The sequence below is a fragment of the Nonomuraea sp. NPDC052129 genome, assembly GCF_040680095.1.
Lineage (GTDB): Bacteria > Actinomycetota > Actinomycetes > Streptosporangiales > Streptosporangiaceae > Nonomuraea.
Genome location: NZ_JBFAVX010000001.1, coordinates 622,057 through 638,346, shown reverse-complemented (window position 1 = coordinate 638,346; position 16,290 = coordinate 622,057). Strand labels below are relative to the sequence as shown.

The window sequence follows — 16,290 nt, the reverse complement described above, 5'->3', positions numbered from 1 at the left end:
CGATAGAACAGCCCGCCGGACTTCGATAGACGCCTATTCGTATTTCGGGCGAACCTGGCCGGAGTTCGTTCCGTCGCCGGTTGGAGTGGTCTTCGCGATGCGGGCGAGCGCTTCGGCGTCCTTCACCGTCACCTCGCCGTCGCCGATCTCGACGAGCTCGCGGCGCTCGAAGGACCGCAGGGCCCGGTTGACGCTCACCCTGGTCGCGCCGATCTCGGCCCCCAGGCCCGCCTGTCCGGCGTGCAGCTGGACCCGGCCACCTTCGCTGCGTCGTACCAGCCACTTGGCCACCCGCGCGGAGACGTCGAGCACGACCGCGTCCGTGAGCCGCTCGTCGAGGTCGCGTACGGTCTGGGCGAGTGTACGCATGAGCCGGGCCGCCACCGACGGCTCGGTGGCGATCACCTCGAGCACCGCCACGCTTGGCAGGTAGGCCACCTCCACCGGCGTGAGGGCCGTCAGCGTGGCCCGGTGCGTGCCCTCCACCAGGAGCGTCGTCTTGTCGAACGCCACGGGTGCGGCGTCCACCGACAGCACGACCTCGCGGCCGTCGACGCTCACCCGCCCGGCCTTGACCCGGCCGTCGAGCAGCACGATCAGCTGGTCGGCCGGGTCGCCCTCGGTGCAGAGCACCTGCCCCGCCGGGTAGCGCCGCTGCCGCGCGACGGACTCCAGCCTGCGCAGCCCTTCTTTGCCCAGCTCACGGAACATCGGGAGGGCGGCCAGCGTGTGCGTCATGTATCAGGTGATACACCACGGCCGTGCCCGGTGATGCGGCGACCGTCCAGCTCGCGGGCCTAGCGTGCGGGTATGGCGAGATTTGTGGTGCAGCTGGCGTTCGACGGCGATCCCCGGCGGCTGGCCGTCAGGCCGGCGCATCGGGAGCATCTGCGCGGGCTCCATGACCAGGGGCGGCTCGTGACGGCGGGGCCGTGGGCGGACGACAGTGGGGCGTTGCATGTGTACGAGGCGGCCGATGAGGGGGAGGTGCGGGACATCCTCCGGAGCGATCCGTATACGGCGGTGAACGGGTATGAGGTGGTGCTGCTCAAGGAGTGGACGCCGATTCTGTAACGGATCTGGTCGCCCGGCCCCGGCTCACCGGTCTATGGAGTGTGGGGTGGCCGGAAATATGCGGACACACCCCACACCCACAGGTCACGCGGGCGGTGTCGTCAGGTGCGCTTCCAGAACGGGCGGCGGGGCGTACCCGGCGCGGGCGATCCGGTCGGGGCCGAGGGTGATCCGCTCGTGATTGCGGTGAGCACCTCGATGGCGTGCGCCCGCAGCGCTTCGGCGTCGATGCCCGGTTGCTCCGCCGTCTGCAGCTCGCGGCCCAGGGCGGCCAGCTCCGGATGCCCGCCCAGGAAGGCGGCCAGCGCCGACAGCCGGGAGCCCAGATCCGCCAGGTAGAGCGGGTCGGGAGCGCCGAGCAGCGCCCGGAGCCGGTCGAGCTCGACGACCAGCTGCGTCCTGACGGACTCCAGGCCGGGCCCGCCCGGACGGGGAGCGGCGGGCGGCGCGAACCGCGGCGACGGGCTCATCCGCCCACCGGCCGAGCTACCGCCGAAACCACCGGCTGAGCCTCCACCGGGGCTGCGGGGCGCGCCGCCGGGACCCGCTTCCGCCTCCCAGTCGACCCCTCTGGTGCGGCTGGCCGCGTCTGGGGCGCCGGTCTCCTGGGTGCCCATGAGGCCGTGACTCTGGCCGGGGGCGAAGCCCGGGTCGGGGATCGACATGGGGCGGGACGGCGCGGCCATCACCGCGGCCTGGGCCATGAAGGGCATCATCGGCGGGTTCTGCGGCATTTCCCAGCCGCTCGGCGGCTCCACGGGCTGGATGACGCGATGCTCCGGCTCGCCTTCCGCCACCTTTCTGGTGTCGATCGCGACGTAGGCGGTGAAGCGGCACAGGACGCCGTTCTCCAGCGAGATCCGGACGATCTCCGCCTCCAGCTCGTGCTCGCCCATGGCGTACCGGTCCTCCAGCTCGCGCAGGTGCGCGCGGGCCCAGACGGCGCGGATCGCCGGGTTGTCCACCACGGTGCCCGTCACCTGCTGCTCCCACGGGGCGCCCGATGCCAGCCCGCGTACGGTCACCGACGAGCCGTCCCGGTAGCGGCCGTGCACGCGCAGCGGGACGCCCGGGAAGATGGAGCCCAGGTGGGTGACCGTGCCGGGCTCCACGTCGAGGCCCTTGAGGGACAGGTCGGTCACGAGGGGCGCGCCGATGCGGCGGTGGATCTGCTCCATGGCGGCGTCCAGGCGGTCCTCCGACTCGACCAGCTCGCAGCGGCCCGCGCCCAGACCGGCCAGCCGGCCCAGGAACCCGGCGTTCACCGCCCGGTCGATGCCGACGGTGTGCACCCGCATGGCCGACAGCGCGCCGCCGGTCTGCTCCAGGATCTGGTCCTCGTGGCCCACCTGTCCGTCGGTGACCAGCACCAGGACGCGTTCGCGCCCGTCCTGGTCGTGGAGCAGGGAGATCGCCCGGCGCAGCGGCTCCAGCAGTTCGGTGCCGCCGCGGGCGTCCACGCGCGCGAGATGTTCGACCGCGCGGTAGCGGTTGCGGTCCGAGGCCGTCACGAGCCCCTCGAACGCCTCCTCCACCACCGAGTCGAACGTCAGCACCGCGAACCGGTCCTGCTCCGTCAGCGTGTCGACGATCCGCGCCGCGGCCCGGCGCGCGGCGACCATCTTCCAGCCGCCCATGCTGCCAGACCTGTCCAGCAGCAGGACGAGGTCGCGCGGCGTGCGTGGCGACTCCAGCGCAGGGGGCAGCACGGTCAGCGAGAACGCGCCCCGGCCGTCGAGCTGCAACGCGGTCGAGGCCTCGAACGACAGCCGCAGGATGAAGTCGCGGTCCAGCCGCTCGCCCGGCCGCAGTCGTACCGTATGACCCTCTTCTTCGGTATGACCCTCCTCCTCGACCACGTGCAGGCTGGAGGCCAGCTCCCGCAGGTCCAGCCCGGCGGGGTCGATCGTGGCCGTCAGCGACAGGCGTACCGGATCGGGGAAGCCGGGCAGGAGCACCGGCGGCGTGATGCGCGAGGCGTCGGGGACGGCGTCGGTGTCGGGCGCGGTGCCGTCGCCGGCGCCGGGGCCGTCGAGCGGCGTGCCCGGAATGTAGCGGGGGGCGACGACCAGCGGGAAGCGGAACGTGGCCGCGCCGTCCTCGTACGGCAGCGGCTGGCTCAGGGTGAGCCGGACCGTCACCCGCTCGCCCGGCAGCAGGTTGCCCACCGTGATCGTGAACACGTCGGGCCGGTCCTCCTCGGCGATCGCGGCCCGCTTCCCCTCGCGCAGCGCCTGGTCGTAGTCGGCCCTGGCCTGGCCGCGCTCCTTGAGCACGCCGTCGATCACCCGGTCGTCGGCCTCCATCCTGAACCCCGTCACCGCCGCCCTGTCAGGCAGCGGGAAGACGTAGGTGGCCTCCAGCGTGACGTCGTACGGGTTGCGGAAGCCCTGCGTCACCTCGACCTCGGCCATCAGGCCGGAGATGTCGGCGGACACGTCGACGCTCTCCAGAGGCAGGTTCCCGCGCGCGGTCCGCAGCGCGCCGAACCCGGCGTCCGGCACCGGCAGGCACCGGGTGGGCTCGAGCGAAGTGATCTTCATGCTAGCTTCCTCTCTTCGAGCAGCGCCAGCAGCGGTGCCGCCGCGGTGAGTACCGCCTGGATGTCGTCTTCAGCCGGGGTACGGCCGGCGCCGTCGAGCACGAGCGTCACTCCGTCGGCCAGCCTGATCCCACGCACCAGCGCCCCGTGCCCCCTGGGCCGGGGGAGGGGTGCGGGTCGGCCCGCACCGTCGGGCGGAGGAGTATCGGCGGGGCGCGCGGCCCAGAACCGTCCGCGCGGGCTCCCGGACCGAGTCGCCGAGCCGTCGGGGAGGGCCGCCGCCTCAGGTGTCTCGCCCTCCGCAAGGCCCGTCTCACTCTCCGCAATGCCCGCCTCATCCTGAGCCGCCTCGCCCTGGGGCGCCGTCGTCCCGGTCGTCGTGGCGTCCAGAACGGCCGCCGTCGCCGCGACGTCCTCGTCCAGGGGCGACCAGCCGGGGTGGGCGGTCCGCTCCAAGGTCGTGTCCGTGGCGCCGGTCAGGGCGGTCTGGATCTCCGCGATCGACCGCCCGGCCGCCTGCAGCCGCTTGATGGCCACGAGCTGCAGCAGATGCCGCCGGCCGTACTGGGCGATCCGGCCACGCCTGGTCAGTGGCGGGTCGACGAGGCCGATCGTGGTGTACCACCTGATCAACCGTTCGCCGGGCACGTCGCGGACCCGGCCGTTGAGCGGCTGCGCGTGCGGCTGGGCGTGCGCGCGCAACGCGTCGGCGGCGCGCTCCGCCAGCTCACGGATGGTCCAGGTCTCGCTCATACCTTCACAATTACACTGTCACTATTGCAGTGTCAACCAAGGGAAAGCGGGCAAAGGGGGTGGGTCGCAAAGAGACCCTGATGTCGAACCACGGGGAGGAACACATCATGGCTACGATCACCGGTCCGCTCTCGGGCGATGCGAAGAAGACGGTCGCGACGGCCCTTCAAGGAGCCCTGGTCGATCTCCTCGATCTCTCACTGCTGGCCAAGCAGATGCACTGGAACCTGACCGGCCCGCACTTCCGGCAGATCCACCTCCAGCTCGACGAGGTCACCGCCCTGGCCCGTGAGCACGCGGACACCATCGCCGAACGCGCCGTCGCCCTGAGCATCAACCCGGACGGCCGCGCGGCCACCATCGCCAAGTCCACCAAGCTCTCGCAGCCGGAGAACGGCTGGATCGAGGACGGCAAGGTCGTGGCGACGATGACCGACATCCTGGAGGCCGTCGGCAAGCGGATGCGTGAGCGTGTCGCCGCGACTGATGAGCCCGACCCGGTCAGCCAGGACCTGCTCATCGCGGTGGCTCAGGACATCGACAAGCAGCACTGGATGTTCCAGGCCCAGCGCTGACACCGCCACTGCCCGCGCTCCCGGGCGGCCGGCGCATCGTCGCGCTCACCTGACGGCCAGAGATTTCGCGCAGAGTTTGATCTCGGGCCTCCCTGTCATTCATGTCGGCGGGGTCGACTAGCGTGGCACCTAGAGGGAGGCCTCACGATGTCCAGCAAGACTCTCCTCCGCACGGGCCCGCTCTGGCAGGGCGGGATGAGCCCCTACGGCCCGCTGGAGCCGCCAGGCGGCGACGATCTGGCGCTGCCCGGGGGGTTCAGCGGCCGGGTCGTGGCCCGCTCGGGCCAGAAGGTGGCCGGGCTGACGTGGCACGCGGCACCCGACGGCGGCGCGTGCTTCCCTGACGGCACCGGCTGGATCTACGTGTCCAACTCCGAGCTGCCGCTGCTCGGCGGCGCGTCCGCGCTCCGGTTCCGCGCCGACGGTTCGATCGCCGACGCCTACCGCATCCTGTCCGGCACCGACCGCAACCGCGCGGGCGGTGCGACGCCGTGGCACAGCTGGCTCTCCTGCGAGCTCGGTGACCGCGGCCGGGTGTTCGAGTGCGACCCGTACGGCATGCGGGCCGGGCGCCCCCGCCTGGCCATGGGCCGGTTCAAGCACGAGGCCGCCGCCTGCGACCCCGACCGGCAGGTCGTCTACCTGACGGAGGGGGAGCCCGACGGGTGCTTCTACCGGTTCAGGCCCGGCGATTGGGGCGATCTCACTGAGGGCACCCTGGAGGTGCTCTGCGTCGCCGGTGACTGGAAGCCGGTGCCGTCGCCCGCCGCCCTGCTCAAGGCCACGCGCCACCAGATGGACGACGCCCGCCACTTCGACGGCGGCGAGGGCTGCCACTACGCGGGCGGGGTCTGCTACTTCACCACCGAGGGCGACAGCGGCCTGTGGGCCTACGACGCCGAGACCTCCACGCTCGACCGGATCTGCGACGGCGTACGCGCGATCACCGCCGCCCCCTCGGGCGACCTCTACGTCGCCAGGCAGTCGACGGAGATCGACGTCATCACCCCCGACCGGGCGGTCACGCCGTTCCTCAAGCTCGGTGGCCTCAGCGGGGCCGAGCTCACAGGGCTGGCGTTCGCGCCCGACGGCGGGCGGCTCTACTTCTCGGCCAGACGGGGCCGCGACGACGGCCGCACCTTCGAGGTGGCCGGCCCCTTCCGCGCCTAGCCGTGGCCGCCGCCGTTCTGGGCCCGGACGGCCCGATCGCCGGCCTGAGCATCTCCACCCCGGCCAGCCGCATGCCGGATGGCCTCCGGCCCGAGTACGGCAAGCTGGTCACGGAGGCGGCCCGCACGCTCACCGAAAGGCTCTGAGCAAACGGTGGCCTAGAGGTCGCGGCTCCACTCCTGCTCGGTGACCTCGATCCCGTTCTCCGTCTCCTTGTGCTCCGCTTCCAGCTCGAACCCGGCGGCCTGGTAGATGCGCCGCGCGCTGTCCAGGCAGTCGCGGGTCATCAGCGTGATCCGCTTGTAGCCCCCGGCCTTGGCGTGGCGCATGCACTCGCTCACGAGATGCCCGCCCAGGCCAAGCCCGCGGGCCGACGGCTCGACCAGCAGGAGCCGGAGCCGCGCGGTGGTGTCGTCCTCCCGTACGCAGAACACGCACCCGGCGGGCTCCCCGCCGACCTCGGCGATCCACCCCATGTCGCGCGACGGGTCGTACGCGCCGATGATCCTGGCCACCAGCCGCTCGAAGTCCATGCCCCAGCCGTATTCCCGGCTGTAAAGGACGCCGTGCCGGTAGACGACCCAGCTCAGGTCGCCCGTGCGCAGGGGCCGGATCACGTACGGCTCGCGCTCGCCGGCGCCCTCCAGCAGCGTCCTGATCGTGGCCATGCTCGCGGCCAGGCGTTCCTGCCCCGGCTCGGGCAGCGTGGCCAGCAGCCGCTCGGCCTCCTCGTCCGACCGCGTGTCCAGCAGCCCGTAGGATTCGACGCCCGCCGCGGTGAGCCGGACGACCTGCTTGCGGGCGTCGGTGGCCGCGCGCTCCTTCGAGATCAGTCCGTCGCCCTCGAGGCGGGTCAGGATCCTGCTCAGATAGCCCGCGTCGAGACCGATGAGGGCGCGCAGCTCGCCCGTCTCCAGCCGGCCCGCGTGCCCGAGCTCGAACAGCACCCTGCACTCGGCCAGCGAATAGGGCGAGTCGAGCATTCCGGCCTGAAGGACGCCGATGACCTTCGTATAGAAGCGGTTGAAGGCCCTGATCTCGGCGACCCTTGCCTTTGTCAACGAACTCATTGCTTTAGTCAAGCATGAGAGGATGCCTTCTGTGAAGCACCTGTATATAGGCGGATATGGGCCCGGCATCGTCACCCCCGGCGGAGAGTTGACCCGCCTCACCTCGTCCTCGTTCCTGGCCGCGCATCCGAAGCTGCCGGTGCTGTACGCGGTGGGCGAGCTGGCCCAGGGCTGGCTGAGCGCGTTCAGCACGGAAGCGGCCGCGCTCGCCCCGCTGGACGAGCGGCCCAGCATGGGTGACAGCCCCTGCCACGTGGCGGTCGATCCGGAGGGCAATCTGCTCGCCGTCGCCAACTACGGCGACGGGACGGTCAGCCTGCATCACCTCGACTCCCGCGGCGCGTTCGAGGGCCGCCCGATCGTGCTGCGCCACGAGGGCTCCGGGCCGCACCCCGAGCGCCAGCAGGGCCCGCACGCCCACCAGACGGTCTTCCACGACGGCCTGCTGTACGTCTCCGACCTGGGCACCGACCAGATCCGCCGCTACACCCCCGAGGGCGAGGCGCTGGAGCCGCTGCGCCTGACCCCGGGCACCGGGCCGCGCCACATGGTCTTCGCCGGCTCACGCCTGTACGTCGTGGGCGAGCTCGACGGCATCGTCACCCTCATCGACGGCGAGAAGACGGCGGGCACCCTCGCCTCGCGCGCCGAGGGCGTCAACCAGCCCTCCCACCTCGACCTGGACGGCGACTTCCTGTACGTGGCCAACCGCGGCCCCAACACGATCACCGTGCTGCGGGCCGAGGACCTGACACCGGTGGCCGAGGTGCCGTCGGGCGGCGAATGGCCCCGGCACTTCGCCATCGCCGGCGACCGCCTGTACGTGGCCAACCAGCACTCGGGAGTGGTCACCGAGTTCGCGCTGAAGGACGGCGTACCCGAGCCGACGGGTCAGGTGCTGGAAGTCGACAGCCCTTCTTGCATCCTGCCGGCGTAAAGGTCCTTGCGCGTCCGGGGCCTTCTTGCGTGCTGCGGGCGTAAGGACTTCCCCAAGTCGCCGGTCCGGTGGGCGGGCGGTCGTGACCATGGTGCGCTGTGCGCAAGTCCTTGATCGTCCTGATCCTGCTGGCGTCCGCGTGCGGCAGCACCACCCCCGCCGCCCCGGCCCACCCGCCCGCTCCGGCGCCCGAAGCCGCCGCGCCCGCCCCCGCTGAGGTGCCGGCCGCCCGGCCGGTGCGCTGGCGCATCACCGAGCGCGGGGCGGAGCACGAGATCGAGGGATACGCCGACCGCGTCAGCGTGCTGCCCGGCGAGCGGTTCCGGATGCGCGTCTCCACGACCGCGCCGCGCTTCACCGCGCACGCCTTCCGCGTGGGCGCCCACCCGGCGGAGGTGTGGCACTCCGGCCCGCTCACCGGGGTACATCAGGCGCCGCCCCAGACGGTGGAGGGCATGGTCACGGCCGCCCACTGGAAGCCCTCGCTCACCGTCGACACGACCGGCTGGCGGGAGGGCGCCTACCTGGTACGCCTGGACGCCTCCAGCGGCGGCCAGCGCTACGTCCCGATCACCGTACGGTCGGCCTCGACACAGGGGCGGGTGGTGCTGGTCAACGCGGTGACCACCTGGCAGGCGTACAACCTGTGGGGTGGCCGCAGCCTCTACCAGGGTCCGGGCGGGTTCGACGACCGCTCGCGCAAGGTGACCTTCGACCGGCCCTACGACACCTCGGGCGCGCGGCTCTTCCTCGACTTCGAGCTGTCCGCGATCGAGCTGGCCGAGCGGAGCGGCGTGCCGCTGGCCTACCTGACCAGCCTGGACCTGCGCCCCGGCGTGCTCGACGGAGCCAGGGCCGTGGTGTCCCTGGGACATGACGAGTACTGGTCTCCCGGCATGCGCGCCGCCGTCACCCAGGCCCGCGACGCCGGCACGAACCTGGCCTTCCTCGGCGCCAACGCCGTCTACTGGCGCATCGGGCTGTACGGCCGGATGATCGCGTGCGACAAGGAGAGCCAGTGCCCGCTCTGGCGCGCGTCCGCGCCGGAGAGCGCGCTGGTCGGGCAGGAGTACGACTGCTTCCCCGCAGAGGCCGCCTACGTGCTGCGCAGACCCGGCCACTGGATCTTCGAGGGCACCCGGGGCAGGCGCTTCCCCGGCCTGGCCGGCGTCGAGACCGACAAGGTGTCCGACGGCTCGCCCGAGAACATCAAGGTGCTGGCCCATTCGCCGGTCGACTGCGGCGGCCGGGCGACGTCCTCCGACAGCACCTACTACACCGCACCGGGAGGGGCCGGGGTGTTCGCCTCCGGGACGATGCGCTGGGTGTGCGGGATGCGGGGAAGGCGGTGCGGCCACGGCGTCACCAAGGCCGCCGCCCCCTTCACCCGCCGCGCGACGCGCAACATCCTGACCAGGTTCGCCCAGGGCCCGGCGGGGCGCCCTAAGCCTTCCCCTGGCGCCTGAGCAGGATCTCGGCGAGCATCCGCTGGATCTCGGGCTCGGCACCCTCCTTGGTCACGCCGAGCCCGTCGAGCGCGGCCACGGCTGTCCCCTCGCCGAGCGACAGCACGCCGAGCAGGATGTGCTCGGTGCCGATGAAGTTGTGGCCGAGCCGCAGGGCCTCGCGCAGCGTCAGCTCCAGGGCCTTCTTGCTCTGCGGGGCGTAGGGCGGCTTGTCGGGCGCGTTCTCGCTCGGCGGGGCGAGCATGGCCGTCATGACCTCCTCGACCCGCTCCAGCGGCGCGCCGAGCGTCACCATGGCCTTGGCCGCCAGCGCTTCCGGCTCGCTCAGCAGCCCGAGCACGAGGTGCTCGGGCTCGATGTACTCGCTGCCCGCCCTGATGGCCGCCTGCTCGGACCGCACGATGACCGAGCGCGCCCGGTCGGTGTAGCGGGCGTAGGCGCGGAGCTCTTCGGCCAGCCCTCCCTCCTTGGGGACGAACCGCTTCTGGGCGGCCTGCTTGGTCACGCCCATGCTGCGGCCGATCTCGGTCCAGGAGGCGCCGGAGTGCCGGGCTCGGTCGACGAAGTGGCCGATGAGGTGGTCGGCCACCTCGCCGAGGTGCTCGCCCAACGTCACGGCGTCGGAGAGCTGGCCGAGGAGGTCGCCGTCGGGGTGACGGCTCTTGATCGCGTTGATGAGGTCGTCGAGACGTACGGTCTGATCCATGAGTCAACCATAGGTTGACGATGCGGGGGCGTCAACCCATGGTTGACGATGGGGGACCCCGCGAAATCGCCTCCCTGAAAGGGGTTCCGGTCACTACGCTCGCGTTTGGTCTAGACCACTGGCCGCGTGGACGGGCAGAATTACGGTCCAGGTCGTGAAACCGTTCGGAGAATCTTAGTGATCCTCGTGCCGGCTCCATCGGCATGCGCCTCGCTCGCCGGGGACATGCGCCGCCTCACGCTGCCTCGAAGGCGGCCCGGAGCGCGGCCCTGGCTCTGCGGGCGGCCGAGCGCCGGCCGTACAACCGGGCGCAGAGCGAGGTGAGGACCTCCGCCATGTCGCGCAACAGCTCGTCGTCGACCCGGGCGCCCGGGACGGCGCCCGACTCGCCGGCCTCCGTTTCGTCGGTGACCACGATCCGGCGGCCGGTGGCCTCCAGCGCGGCCGACAGCTGCTCCAGCCCGAACCGGGCGAGCCGGTCGCGGCGCTCGACCACGATCACGCCCACGGACGCGTCGCGCAGCAGGCGGGCCAGCTTCGGCCGGTCGCCGTCCATGCCCGAGCCGACCTCGCCGACGACCTCGGTGACGGTCAGGCCCATCGCGGTGGCCGCGCGGACCACGCGGGCCGCCTGCCGATCGAGCTCGGCCAGCTGGTCGGTGCCGGACACCCTGCAGTACGCGACCGTCCGGCCCGTGACCTCGGCCGTCCGATCGAGGACCATGTACCTACCGGTGGCGGTCTTGACCACCGGGACGGGCATCTTCCCGTCTCGCGCCCACTGCCAGGCGGTCTGGTAATGCACGCCGTTCCGCCGCGCCCACTCCGAGAGCTTCACATATCGACAATCTCAGACGAAGACTGAGAAGAACTGATGTTTTCACTAACGGCAAGAAACCCATAGGAGGAACCCGTCATGCGAATCGGAGTGCTCACCGGAGGCGGCGACTGTCCCGGACTCAACGCGGTGATCAGGGCGGTTGTGCGGAAGGGGGTGAGCGTCTACGGTCACGAGTTCGTCGGGTTCCGTGACGGCTGGCGCGGCCCGCTCGAAGGCGACACGATGCCGTTGGACATCCAGGCCGTACGGGGCATCCTTCCGCGGGGTGGCACGATTCTCGGCTCCTCGCGTACCAACCCCATCAAGATCGAGGGGGGCGTCGACCGCATCAAGGAGAACCTGGCGGCCACCGGCGTCGACGCGCTGATCGCCATCGGCGGCGAGGACACCCTCGGCGTCGCCAGGCAGCTCTTCGAGCGCGACGTCAAGGTCGTCGGCGTGCCCAAGACGATCGACAACGACCTGTCGGGCACCGACTACACCTTCGGCTTCGACACCGCCGTCAACATCGCGACGGAGGCCATCGACCGCCTGCACACCACCGCCGAGTCCCACCACCGGGCGCTCATCTGCGAGGTCATGGGCCGGCACGCGGGCTGGATCGCGCTGCACGCGGGCATGGCGGGCGGCGCCAACGTCATCCTGATCCCCGAGCGGCCGTTCGACATCGACCGCGTCTGCGAGTACGTCGAGTCGCGCTTCCGCACCCGCTACTCGCCGATCCTCGTGGTCGCCGAGGGCGCGCACCCGATCGAGGGCCAGATCGCGCTGCAGGCCGGCGAGCTCGACGCGTTCGGCCACGTACGGCTCGGCGGCATCGGCGAGGTGCTGGCCAAGGAGATCGAGAAGCGCACCGGCAAGGAGGCCCGCACCACCGTGCTCGGCCACATCCAGCGCGGCGGCACCCCGACGGCCTACGACCGGGTCCTGGCCACCAGGTTCGGGCTGCAGGCGATCGACGCGGTGCACGAGGGCGACTACGGCATCATGGTGGCGCTGCGCGGCACCGACATGGTCCGCGTCGGGCTCGACGTGGCGACGGCCGAGCTCAAGACGGTGCCGGTGTCGCGCTACGCGGAGGCCGAGGTGTTCTTCGGCTGATTGAAAGCGGGTTGCAAGCGGGCGGCCGTAGCTTCTGTATCAGCGGGGTTACCGCTACAACCCCCTCAGGGTACGGCTTGCGCCGCGGCGAGTCGGCGGCCCACCACGCGCCGCAAGCCGTACCTATGACATAGCTCAAGAGCGGGGCGTGCCGAAGAGATCCACATCCGGCGCGCCCCCGTTTTGTGCCACCCGGGCACCGTCCTGTGGCTGCGGCGGGGTGCGTCCCTCCAGCCGGGCACGGAACTCCGCCTCCCGGTGCAGTTCCTTCTCCGAGGGCGAGAGCATGACGGTGAGCAGCAGCCCCATGGTGATCACGCTGAGCCCCACGATCAGCGGCAGCAGGAAGTCGATGGCCTTCGCGCCGGTGACCGGCCCCGCCGGGCTGTGCGCGTGCACCGACATCCCGTACATCCCCGTGTAGTGCATGCCGGTCACCGCGACGCCCATGACCAGCGCCGCGCCGCCGATCTTGAGCGCGCCGCGGACCCGCAGGGTGAACCAGAGCGCGACGGTGGCCGCGACGATCGCGATGACCACCGACAGCGCCACGAACAGGGGGTCGTAGGTGACGTCCCCCGCCATGTTCATCGCGTACATGCCCAGGTAGTGCATGCCGGCCACGCCGATGCCCGTCAGGATGCCGCCGCCGAGCAGGTACGAGGCGCGCTCGCCGCCGCGCCAGACCACGAACAGCCCGGCGCCGACCACCACCACCGCGAGCAGCGCCGAGGCCGCGGTGAGCGGCATGTCGTAGCGGATCACCGTGCCCTGCACCGAGAAGCCCAGCATGGCGATGAAGTGCATCGTCCAGATGCCGGTGCCGCCGATGGCCACCGCCGCGCCCGCCAGCCAATATCGGGCCTCCCTGGCGCTGACCAGCCGGGCCCGCGAGGTCAGCAGCAGGCCGAGCATGGACCCGATGCTGGACATACCGTAGGCGACAAGGAGGGTCAGCGGCCCATAGGAGAAGTGGTCAATCGGCGACATACGCACACACGTCCCTTAGAGGTGAATAAGGGAGTATGAGCAGGGCTCAGGTGATTTTGCAACTACCTCCGTCTAATTTTGGAACGTGGCGAATCTTGCGGGAACCCCTGCTGCTGCGGGGATGTAGGCGCGCCCAAGATCGGTTGCGGCTCGGGGACGGGGGCGCCGAAGACGGGTTGCGGCCGAGTGGGTTGCGGCTGAACGGGCCGTTGCTGGCTGTGTTGCTGTTGGGCGGGTTGCCGCTGGACGGGCCGCGGGTGAAGGGGAATGGGCGCGGGGTAGGGCTGCGGCTGCTGGCTGGCACGCCGGCGCAGCTCCAGCCGGGCGACCAGTTCGGCGTCCTCGGACAGCTCTTCCTCCGAGGGCGACAGGATGACCATGAGCAGCATGGTCAGCGTGATCAGGCTGATCACGGTCATGAGCGGCACGAGGAAGTCGAGGGCGTCGGCGCCCGGCACGGCGCTGGGCTCGGCGTCGACCGTGACGAGCATCGCGTACATGCCGGTGTAGTGCATGCCCGAGACGGCCACGCCCATGACCAGCGCCGCGCCGGCGATCCAGATGGGGCGCTTGACCCGCATCGTGAACCACAGGGCCACGGTCGCGGCGATCACGGCGATCGCGACGGAGGCGGCCACCACTTTTCGGTCATAGGAGACGTGCGCGGACATGTTCATCGCGTACATGCCGAGGTAGTGCATGCTGGCCACGCCCAGGCCGGTCAGCAGGCCGCCGCCGAGCAGGGCGAGCAGCCGGCCGCCGCCGTACGAGACCAGGAACAGGCCGGTGCCGACGACCACGATGGCCACCACGGCGGAGGCGACCGTCAACGGCACGTCGTACTTGATCTGGGTGCCCTCGACCGCGAAGCCCATCATGCCGATGAAGTGCATGACCCAGATGCCGGTGCCGCCGATGGAGATGGCCGCCCCGATGAGCCACCGGATCCGCGAGGCGCCTCGCGAGGCGTGCGCCTGGGCGGTCAGCCGCAGTCCGAGCATCGACCCTATGCACGACATCACGTACGCGAGGAGCGGCGTGAGCGGGCCGTAGGTGAAATGGTTAACAGCGGACATTAAGTCAGTTTCCTTGCATTAGGGGTCACCGGATTGTGCCAGCTGGCCTGTCCGATTCACATAGATATCTCGACTATCTGTCAACCTGTAATGTCGGAACGTGAGAAGGGCTCATGGGTATCGAGAGGCCGTTCTGGCGCGCGATCGCGGTCTTCCGCGTCGCCTCGCTGCTCTACGCGGCGGTGCTGATGGCGCAGCACCGCGGCTACGCGGAGCCGCTCACGGGGTGGCTGGTGATCGGCGTCATGGGGCTGTGGACGGCCGCGGCGATCTTCGCGTACTCCGTCGAGGCGCTGCGCCGATGGCCGCTGCTCGTGCTCGACCTGCTGGTGGCCGTGGCCTGCCTGCTGGCTTCGCCGTACGTACAGGGCGCCCAGCAGCCCGGTGAGGGCACCATGCCGGTCCCGGCCACCTGGATCGCGGGCCCGGTGCTGGCCTGGGCGGTGCACGGCGGCCGGCGGCTCGGCACGGTGGCCGCGGCCGTCGTGGCGGCGGCCGACCTCTGGCTGCGGATCCACGGGCCCGACGCGCCCGTCCTGATCAACGGCGCGGTGCTGCTGTTCATGACGGGCGTGGTGGTCGGGCACGTGGCGCGGCTGGCCAAGCGGGCGGAGGAGCGGATGCAACGGGCCGTCGAGATGGAGGCGGCGCAGCGCGAACGCGATCGGCTGGCGCGGGACGTGCACGACTCGGTCCTGCAGGTCCTGGCGCTGGTCCGGCGCCGCGGCCAGGAGTTGGGCGGCGAGGCGGCGGAGCTGGGCCGGCTCGCCGGGGAGCAGGAGTCGGCCCTGCGCTCGCTGTTCGTCCGGCCCGCGTCCCCGCCTGCTGGGGTGGCGGATCTGCGGGCGTTGCTCATGCGGTACGGCTCGACGTACGTGACGGTCTCGACCCCGGCGACGCCCCTGGCGCTGCCGGGGCCGGTGGCGGAGCAGACGGCGGCGGCCGTCGGGGCGGCCCTGGACAACGTCCGGGCGCACTGTGGGGCCTCGGCGCGAGCGTGGGTGTTCGCCGAGTCGGGGGACGGCACGGTTACGGTCAGCGTCCGCGACGAGGGACCGGGGATTCCGGTCGGCCGTTTAGAGGAGGCCGCGGCGGCCGGTCGCCTGGGTGTCTCCCAGTCCATCCGCGGGCGCATCGAGGGTCTTGGCGGGAAGGTCTCGATCACCAGCGTTCCGGGGGAGGGCACGGAGATCGAGCTGACGGTCCCCGCCTAGGACCCCCTCCCGGGGGAGCGGAAGAGGACGGTCTGTGGTGGTTGGGTGCTTCGGGAGGATGCCCCCTCCGGGGGTGTGGAAGGAGACGGGTCGGCGTCGCGACCCTAGAGTGGCGGCCATGGTGCGGGTGATGGTGGTGGATGACCATCCGATGTGGCGCGACGGGGTTGCCAGGGATCTGGCCGAGGCGGGCTACGAGGTGGTCGCCGCCGTGGGTGAGGGGTGTCAGGCGCTTCGCGTGGCCGGGGCGGTGCTGCCCGAGGTGGTGGTGCTCGATCTGCGGCTGCCCGACATGTCGGGGGCGGAGGTGGCCGAAGGGCTGGCCGGGATGGCGGTGCCGCCGAGGGTGCTGGTGTTGTCGGCCAGTGCCGAGCAGGACGACGTGCTGGACGCGGTCAAGGCGGGCGCTTCCGGATATCTGGTGAAGTCGGCGAGCCGGGAGGAGTTCCTCGACGCCGTACGGCGGACCGCGGATGGCGACGCGGTGTTCACGCCGGGTCTGGCCGGGCTCGTATTGGGGGAGTATCGGCGGCTCGCCGCCCAGTCCGCGCCGGCCGAGGGACCCCGGCTGACCGAGCGGGAGACCGAGGTGCTGCGGCTGGTCGCCAAGGGCCTGTCCTACCGGCAGATCGCCGACCGGCTTGTGCTCTCGCACCGGACCGTACAGAACCACGTCCAGAACACGCTCCAGAAGCTCCAGCTCCACAACCGGGTAGAACTGGTGCGATATGCGATCGAGCAGGGGCTCGACGCGGACTAAACTCGGTGGGTCGAG

At 71.3% G+C, this 16,290-nt stretch carries 17 protein-coding genes; 9 read left to right on the top strand and 8 right to left on the bottom strand.

Translation table 11 applies throughout. The features are described from left to right. Positions 1-33: 33 nt before the first annotated feature. On the bottom strand, positions 34-738 hold the full coding sequence (locus AB0L53_RS02920) for a Crp/Fnr family transcriptional regulator (protein ID WP_363989368.1): 705 nt from the start codon (positions 736-738) through the stop codon (positions 34-36). 72 nt (positions 739-810) lie between these two features. On the opposite strand from AB0L53_RS02920, the gene AB0L53_RS02915 reads away from it, so the two are divergent. Beyond that, complete coding sequence (locus AB0L53_RS02915) at positions 811-1,074, top strand: YciI family protein (RefSeq protein WP_363989366.1); 264 nt, start codon at positions 811-813, stop codon at positions 1,072-1,074. Between the two features lie 101 nt (positions 1,075-1,175). Here the strand turns inward: AB0L53_RS02915 and AB0L53_RS02910 are convergent, their stop codons facing one another. Together AB0L53_RS02910 and AB0L53_RS02905 are read right to left on the bottom strand one after the other, a co-directional pair. Next, positions 1,176-3,617 (bottom strand): VIT domain-containing protein, encoded by a 2,442-nt coding sequence (locus AB0L53_RS02910; protein WP_363989363.1) that lies wholly within the window; start codon positions 3,615-3,617, stop codon positions 1,176-1,178. Then, positions 3,614-4,369 (bottom strand): helix-turn-helix domain-containing protein, encoded by a 756-nt coding sequence (locus AB0L53_RS02905; protein ID WP_363989360.1) that lies wholly within the window; start codon positions 4,367-4,369, stop codon positions 3,614-3,616. The genes AB0L53_RS02910 and AB0L53_RS02905 overlap by 4 nt, the downstream gene beginning before the upstream one ends. A 107-nt stretch (positions 4,370-4,476) precedes the next feature. On the opposite strand from AB0L53_RS02905, the gene AB0L53_RS02900 reads away from it, so the two are divergent. From AB0L53_RS02900 to AB0L53_RS02890, 3 genes are all read left to right on the top strand, one after another. Then, a complete protein-coding gene (locus tag AB0L53_RS02900) occupies positions 4,477-4,944 on the top strand; it encodes a DNA starvation/stationary phase protection protein (RefSeq protein ID WP_357945077.1) in 468 nt (155 codons plus the stop codon). A gap of 147 nt (positions 4,945-5,091) precedes the next feature. Continuing rightward, positions 5,092-6,114 carry an alkaline phosphatase PhoX gene (locus tag AB0L53_RS02895; RefSeq protein ID WP_363989357.1) on the top strand — a complete coding sequence of 341 codons (1,023 nt, stop codon included), beginning with the start codon at positions 5,092-5,094 and terminating at the stop codon, positions 6,112-6,114. Between the two features lie 2 nt (positions 6,115-6,116). Then, positions 6,117-6,260 (top strand): hypothetical protein, encoded by a 144-nt coding sequence (locus AB0L53_RS02890; protein WP_363989354.1) that lies wholly within the window; start codon positions 6,117-6,119, stop codon positions 6,258-6,260. Between the two features lie 12 nt (positions 6,261-6,272). Here AB0L53_RS02890 and AB0L53_RS02885 read toward each other — a convergent pair whose 3' ends face one another. Next, entirely contained in the window at positions 6,273-7,184 is a 912-nt protein-coding gene (locus tag AB0L53_RS02885; protein ID WP_363989352.1) for a helix-turn-helix domain-containing GNAT family N-acetyltransferase, read from the bottom strand. A gap of 22 nt (positions 7,185-7,206) precedes the next feature. On the opposite strand from AB0L53_RS02885, the gene AB0L53_RS02880 reads away from it, so the two are divergent. Both AB0L53_RS02880 and AB0L53_RS02875 read left to right on the top strand, forming a co-directional pair. Further along, complete coding sequence (locus AB0L53_RS02880) at positions 7,207-8,121, top strand: lactonase family protein (protein WP_363989349.1); 915 nt, start codon at positions 7,207-7,209, stop codon at positions 8,119-8,121. Between the two features lie 98 nt (positions 8,122-8,219). Next, complete coding sequence (locus AB0L53_RS02875) at positions 8,220-9,587, top strand: N,N-dimethylformamidase beta subunit family domain-containing protein (RefSeq protein ID WP_363989346.1); 1,368 nt, start codon at positions 8,220-8,222, stop codon at positions 9,585-9,587. Here the strand turns inward: AB0L53_RS02875 and AB0L53_RS02870 are convergent. Continuing rightward, entirely contained in the window at positions 9,565-10,293 is a 729-nt protein-coding gene (locus tag AB0L53_RS02870) for a Clp protease N-terminal domain-containing protein (protein WP_358538499.1), read from the bottom strand. The genes AB0L53_RS02875 and AB0L53_RS02870 overlap by 23 nt on opposite strands. Before the next feature lie 235 nt (positions 10,294-10,528). After that, a complete protein-coding gene (locus tag AB0L53_RS02865; RefSeq protein WP_358538496.1) occupies positions 10,529-11,131 on the bottom strand; it encodes an IS607 family transposase in 603 nt (200 codons plus the stop codon). A gap of 78 nt (positions 11,132-11,209) precedes the next feature. On the opposite strand from AB0L53_RS02865, the gene AB0L53_RS02860 reads away from it, so the two are divergent. Beyond that, on the top strand, positions 11,210-12,235 hold the full coding sequence (locus AB0L53_RS02860) for a 6-phosphofructokinase (protein ID WP_358187960.1): 1,026 nt from the start codon (positions 11,210-11,212) through the stop codon (positions 12,233-12,235). A gap of 135 nt (positions 12,236-12,370) precedes the next feature. Here AB0L53_RS02860 and AB0L53_RS02855 read toward each other — a convergent pair whose 3' ends face one another. Further along, positions 12,371-13,225, bottom strand: a complete 855-nt coding sequence (locus AB0L53_RS02855; RefSeq protein WP_363989342.1) for an MHYT domain-containing protein — start codon at positions 13,223-13,225, stop codon at positions 12,371-12,373. Between the two features lie 62 nt (positions 13,226-13,287). Next, the gene (locus AB0L53_RS02850; protein ID WP_363989339.1) at positions 13,288-14,301 is read right to left on the bottom strand and encodes an MHYT domain-containing protein; all 1,014 of its coding nucleotides are present in this window, start codon (positions 14,299-14,301) and stop codon (positions 13,288-13,290) included. 113 nt (positions 14,302-14,414) lie between these two features. Here AB0L53_RS02850 and AB0L53_RS02845 point away from each other — a divergent pair, with 113 nt between their 5' ends. Further along, positions 14,415-15,515: a DUF5931 domain-containing protein gene (locus tag AB0L53_RS02845; protein WP_363989336.1), complete on the top strand. Its 1,101-nt coding sequence runs from the start codon at positions 14,415-14,417 to the stop codon at positions 15,513-15,515. A gap of 118 nt (positions 15,516-15,633) precedes the next feature. Then, entirely contained in the window at positions 15,634-16,275 is a 642-nt protein-coding gene (locus AB0L53_RS02840; RefSeq protein ID WP_363989333.1) for a response regulator transcription factor, read from the top strand. The last annotated feature ends 15 nt before the right edge of the window (positions 16,276-16,290 follow it).

Excerpts from the sequence above, each read along its gene's own strand:
- AB0L53_RS02860 (WP_358187960.1), top strand. The coding sequence starts at position 11,210 with ATGCGAATCGGAGTGCTCACCGGAGGCGGCGACTGTCCCGGACTCAAC.
- AB0L53_RS02880 (WP_363989349.1), top strand. The coding sequence starts at position 7,207 with ATGCCTTCTGTGAAGCACCTGTATATAGGCGGATATGGGCCCGGCATC.
- AB0L53_RS02915 (WP_363989366.1), top strand. The coding sequence starts at position 811 with ATGGCGAGATTTGTGGTGCAGCTGGCGTTCGACGGCGATCCCCGGCGG.
- AB0L53_RS02920 (WP_363989368.1), bottom strand. The coding sequence starts at position 738 with ATGACGCACACGCTGGCCGCCCTCCCGATGTTCCGTGAGCTGGGCAAA.
- AB0L53_RS02895 (WP_363989357.1), top strand. The coding sequence starts at position 5,092 with ATGTCCAGCAAGACTCTCCTCCGCACGGGCCCGCTCTGGCAGGGCGGG.
- AB0L53_RS02905 (WP_363989360.1), bottom strand. The coding sequence starts at position 4,369 with ATGAGCGAGACCTGGACCATCCGTGAGCTGGCGGAGCGCGCCGCCGAC.
- AB0L53_RS02910 (WP_363989363.1), bottom strand. The coding sequence starts at position 3,617 with ATGAAGATCACTTCGCTCGAGCCCACCCGGTGCCTGCCGGTGCCGGAC.
- AB0L53_RS02845 (WP_363989336.1), top strand. The coding sequence starts at position 14,415 with ATGGGTATCGAGAGGCCGTTCTGGCGCGCGATCGCGGTCTTCCGCGTC.
- AB0L53_RS02850 (WP_363989339.1), bottom strand. The coding sequence starts at position 14,301 with ATGTCCGCTGTTAACCATTTCACCTACGGCCCGCTCACGCCGCTCCTC.
- AB0L53_RS02900 (WP_357945077.1), top strand. The coding sequence starts at position 4,477 with ATGGCTACGATCACCGGTCCGCTCTCGGGCGATGCGAAGAAGACGGTC.
- AB0L53_RS02885 (WP_363989352.1), bottom strand. The coding sequence starts at position 7,184 with ATGAGTTCGTTGACAAAGGCAAGGGTCGCCGAGATCAGGGCCTTCAAC.
- AB0L53_RS02840 (WP_363989333.1), top strand. The coding sequence starts at position 15,634 with ATGGTGCGGGTGATGGTGGTGGATGACCATCCGATGTGGCGCGACGGG.
- AB0L53_RS02855 (WP_363989342.1), bottom strand. The coding sequence starts at position 13,225 with ATGTCGCCGATTGACCACTTCTCCTATGGGCCGCTGACCCTCCTTGTC.
- AB0L53_RS02870 (WP_358538499.1), bottom strand. The coding sequence starts at position 10,293 with ATGGATCAGACCGTACGTCTCGACGACCTCATCAACGCGATCAAGAGC.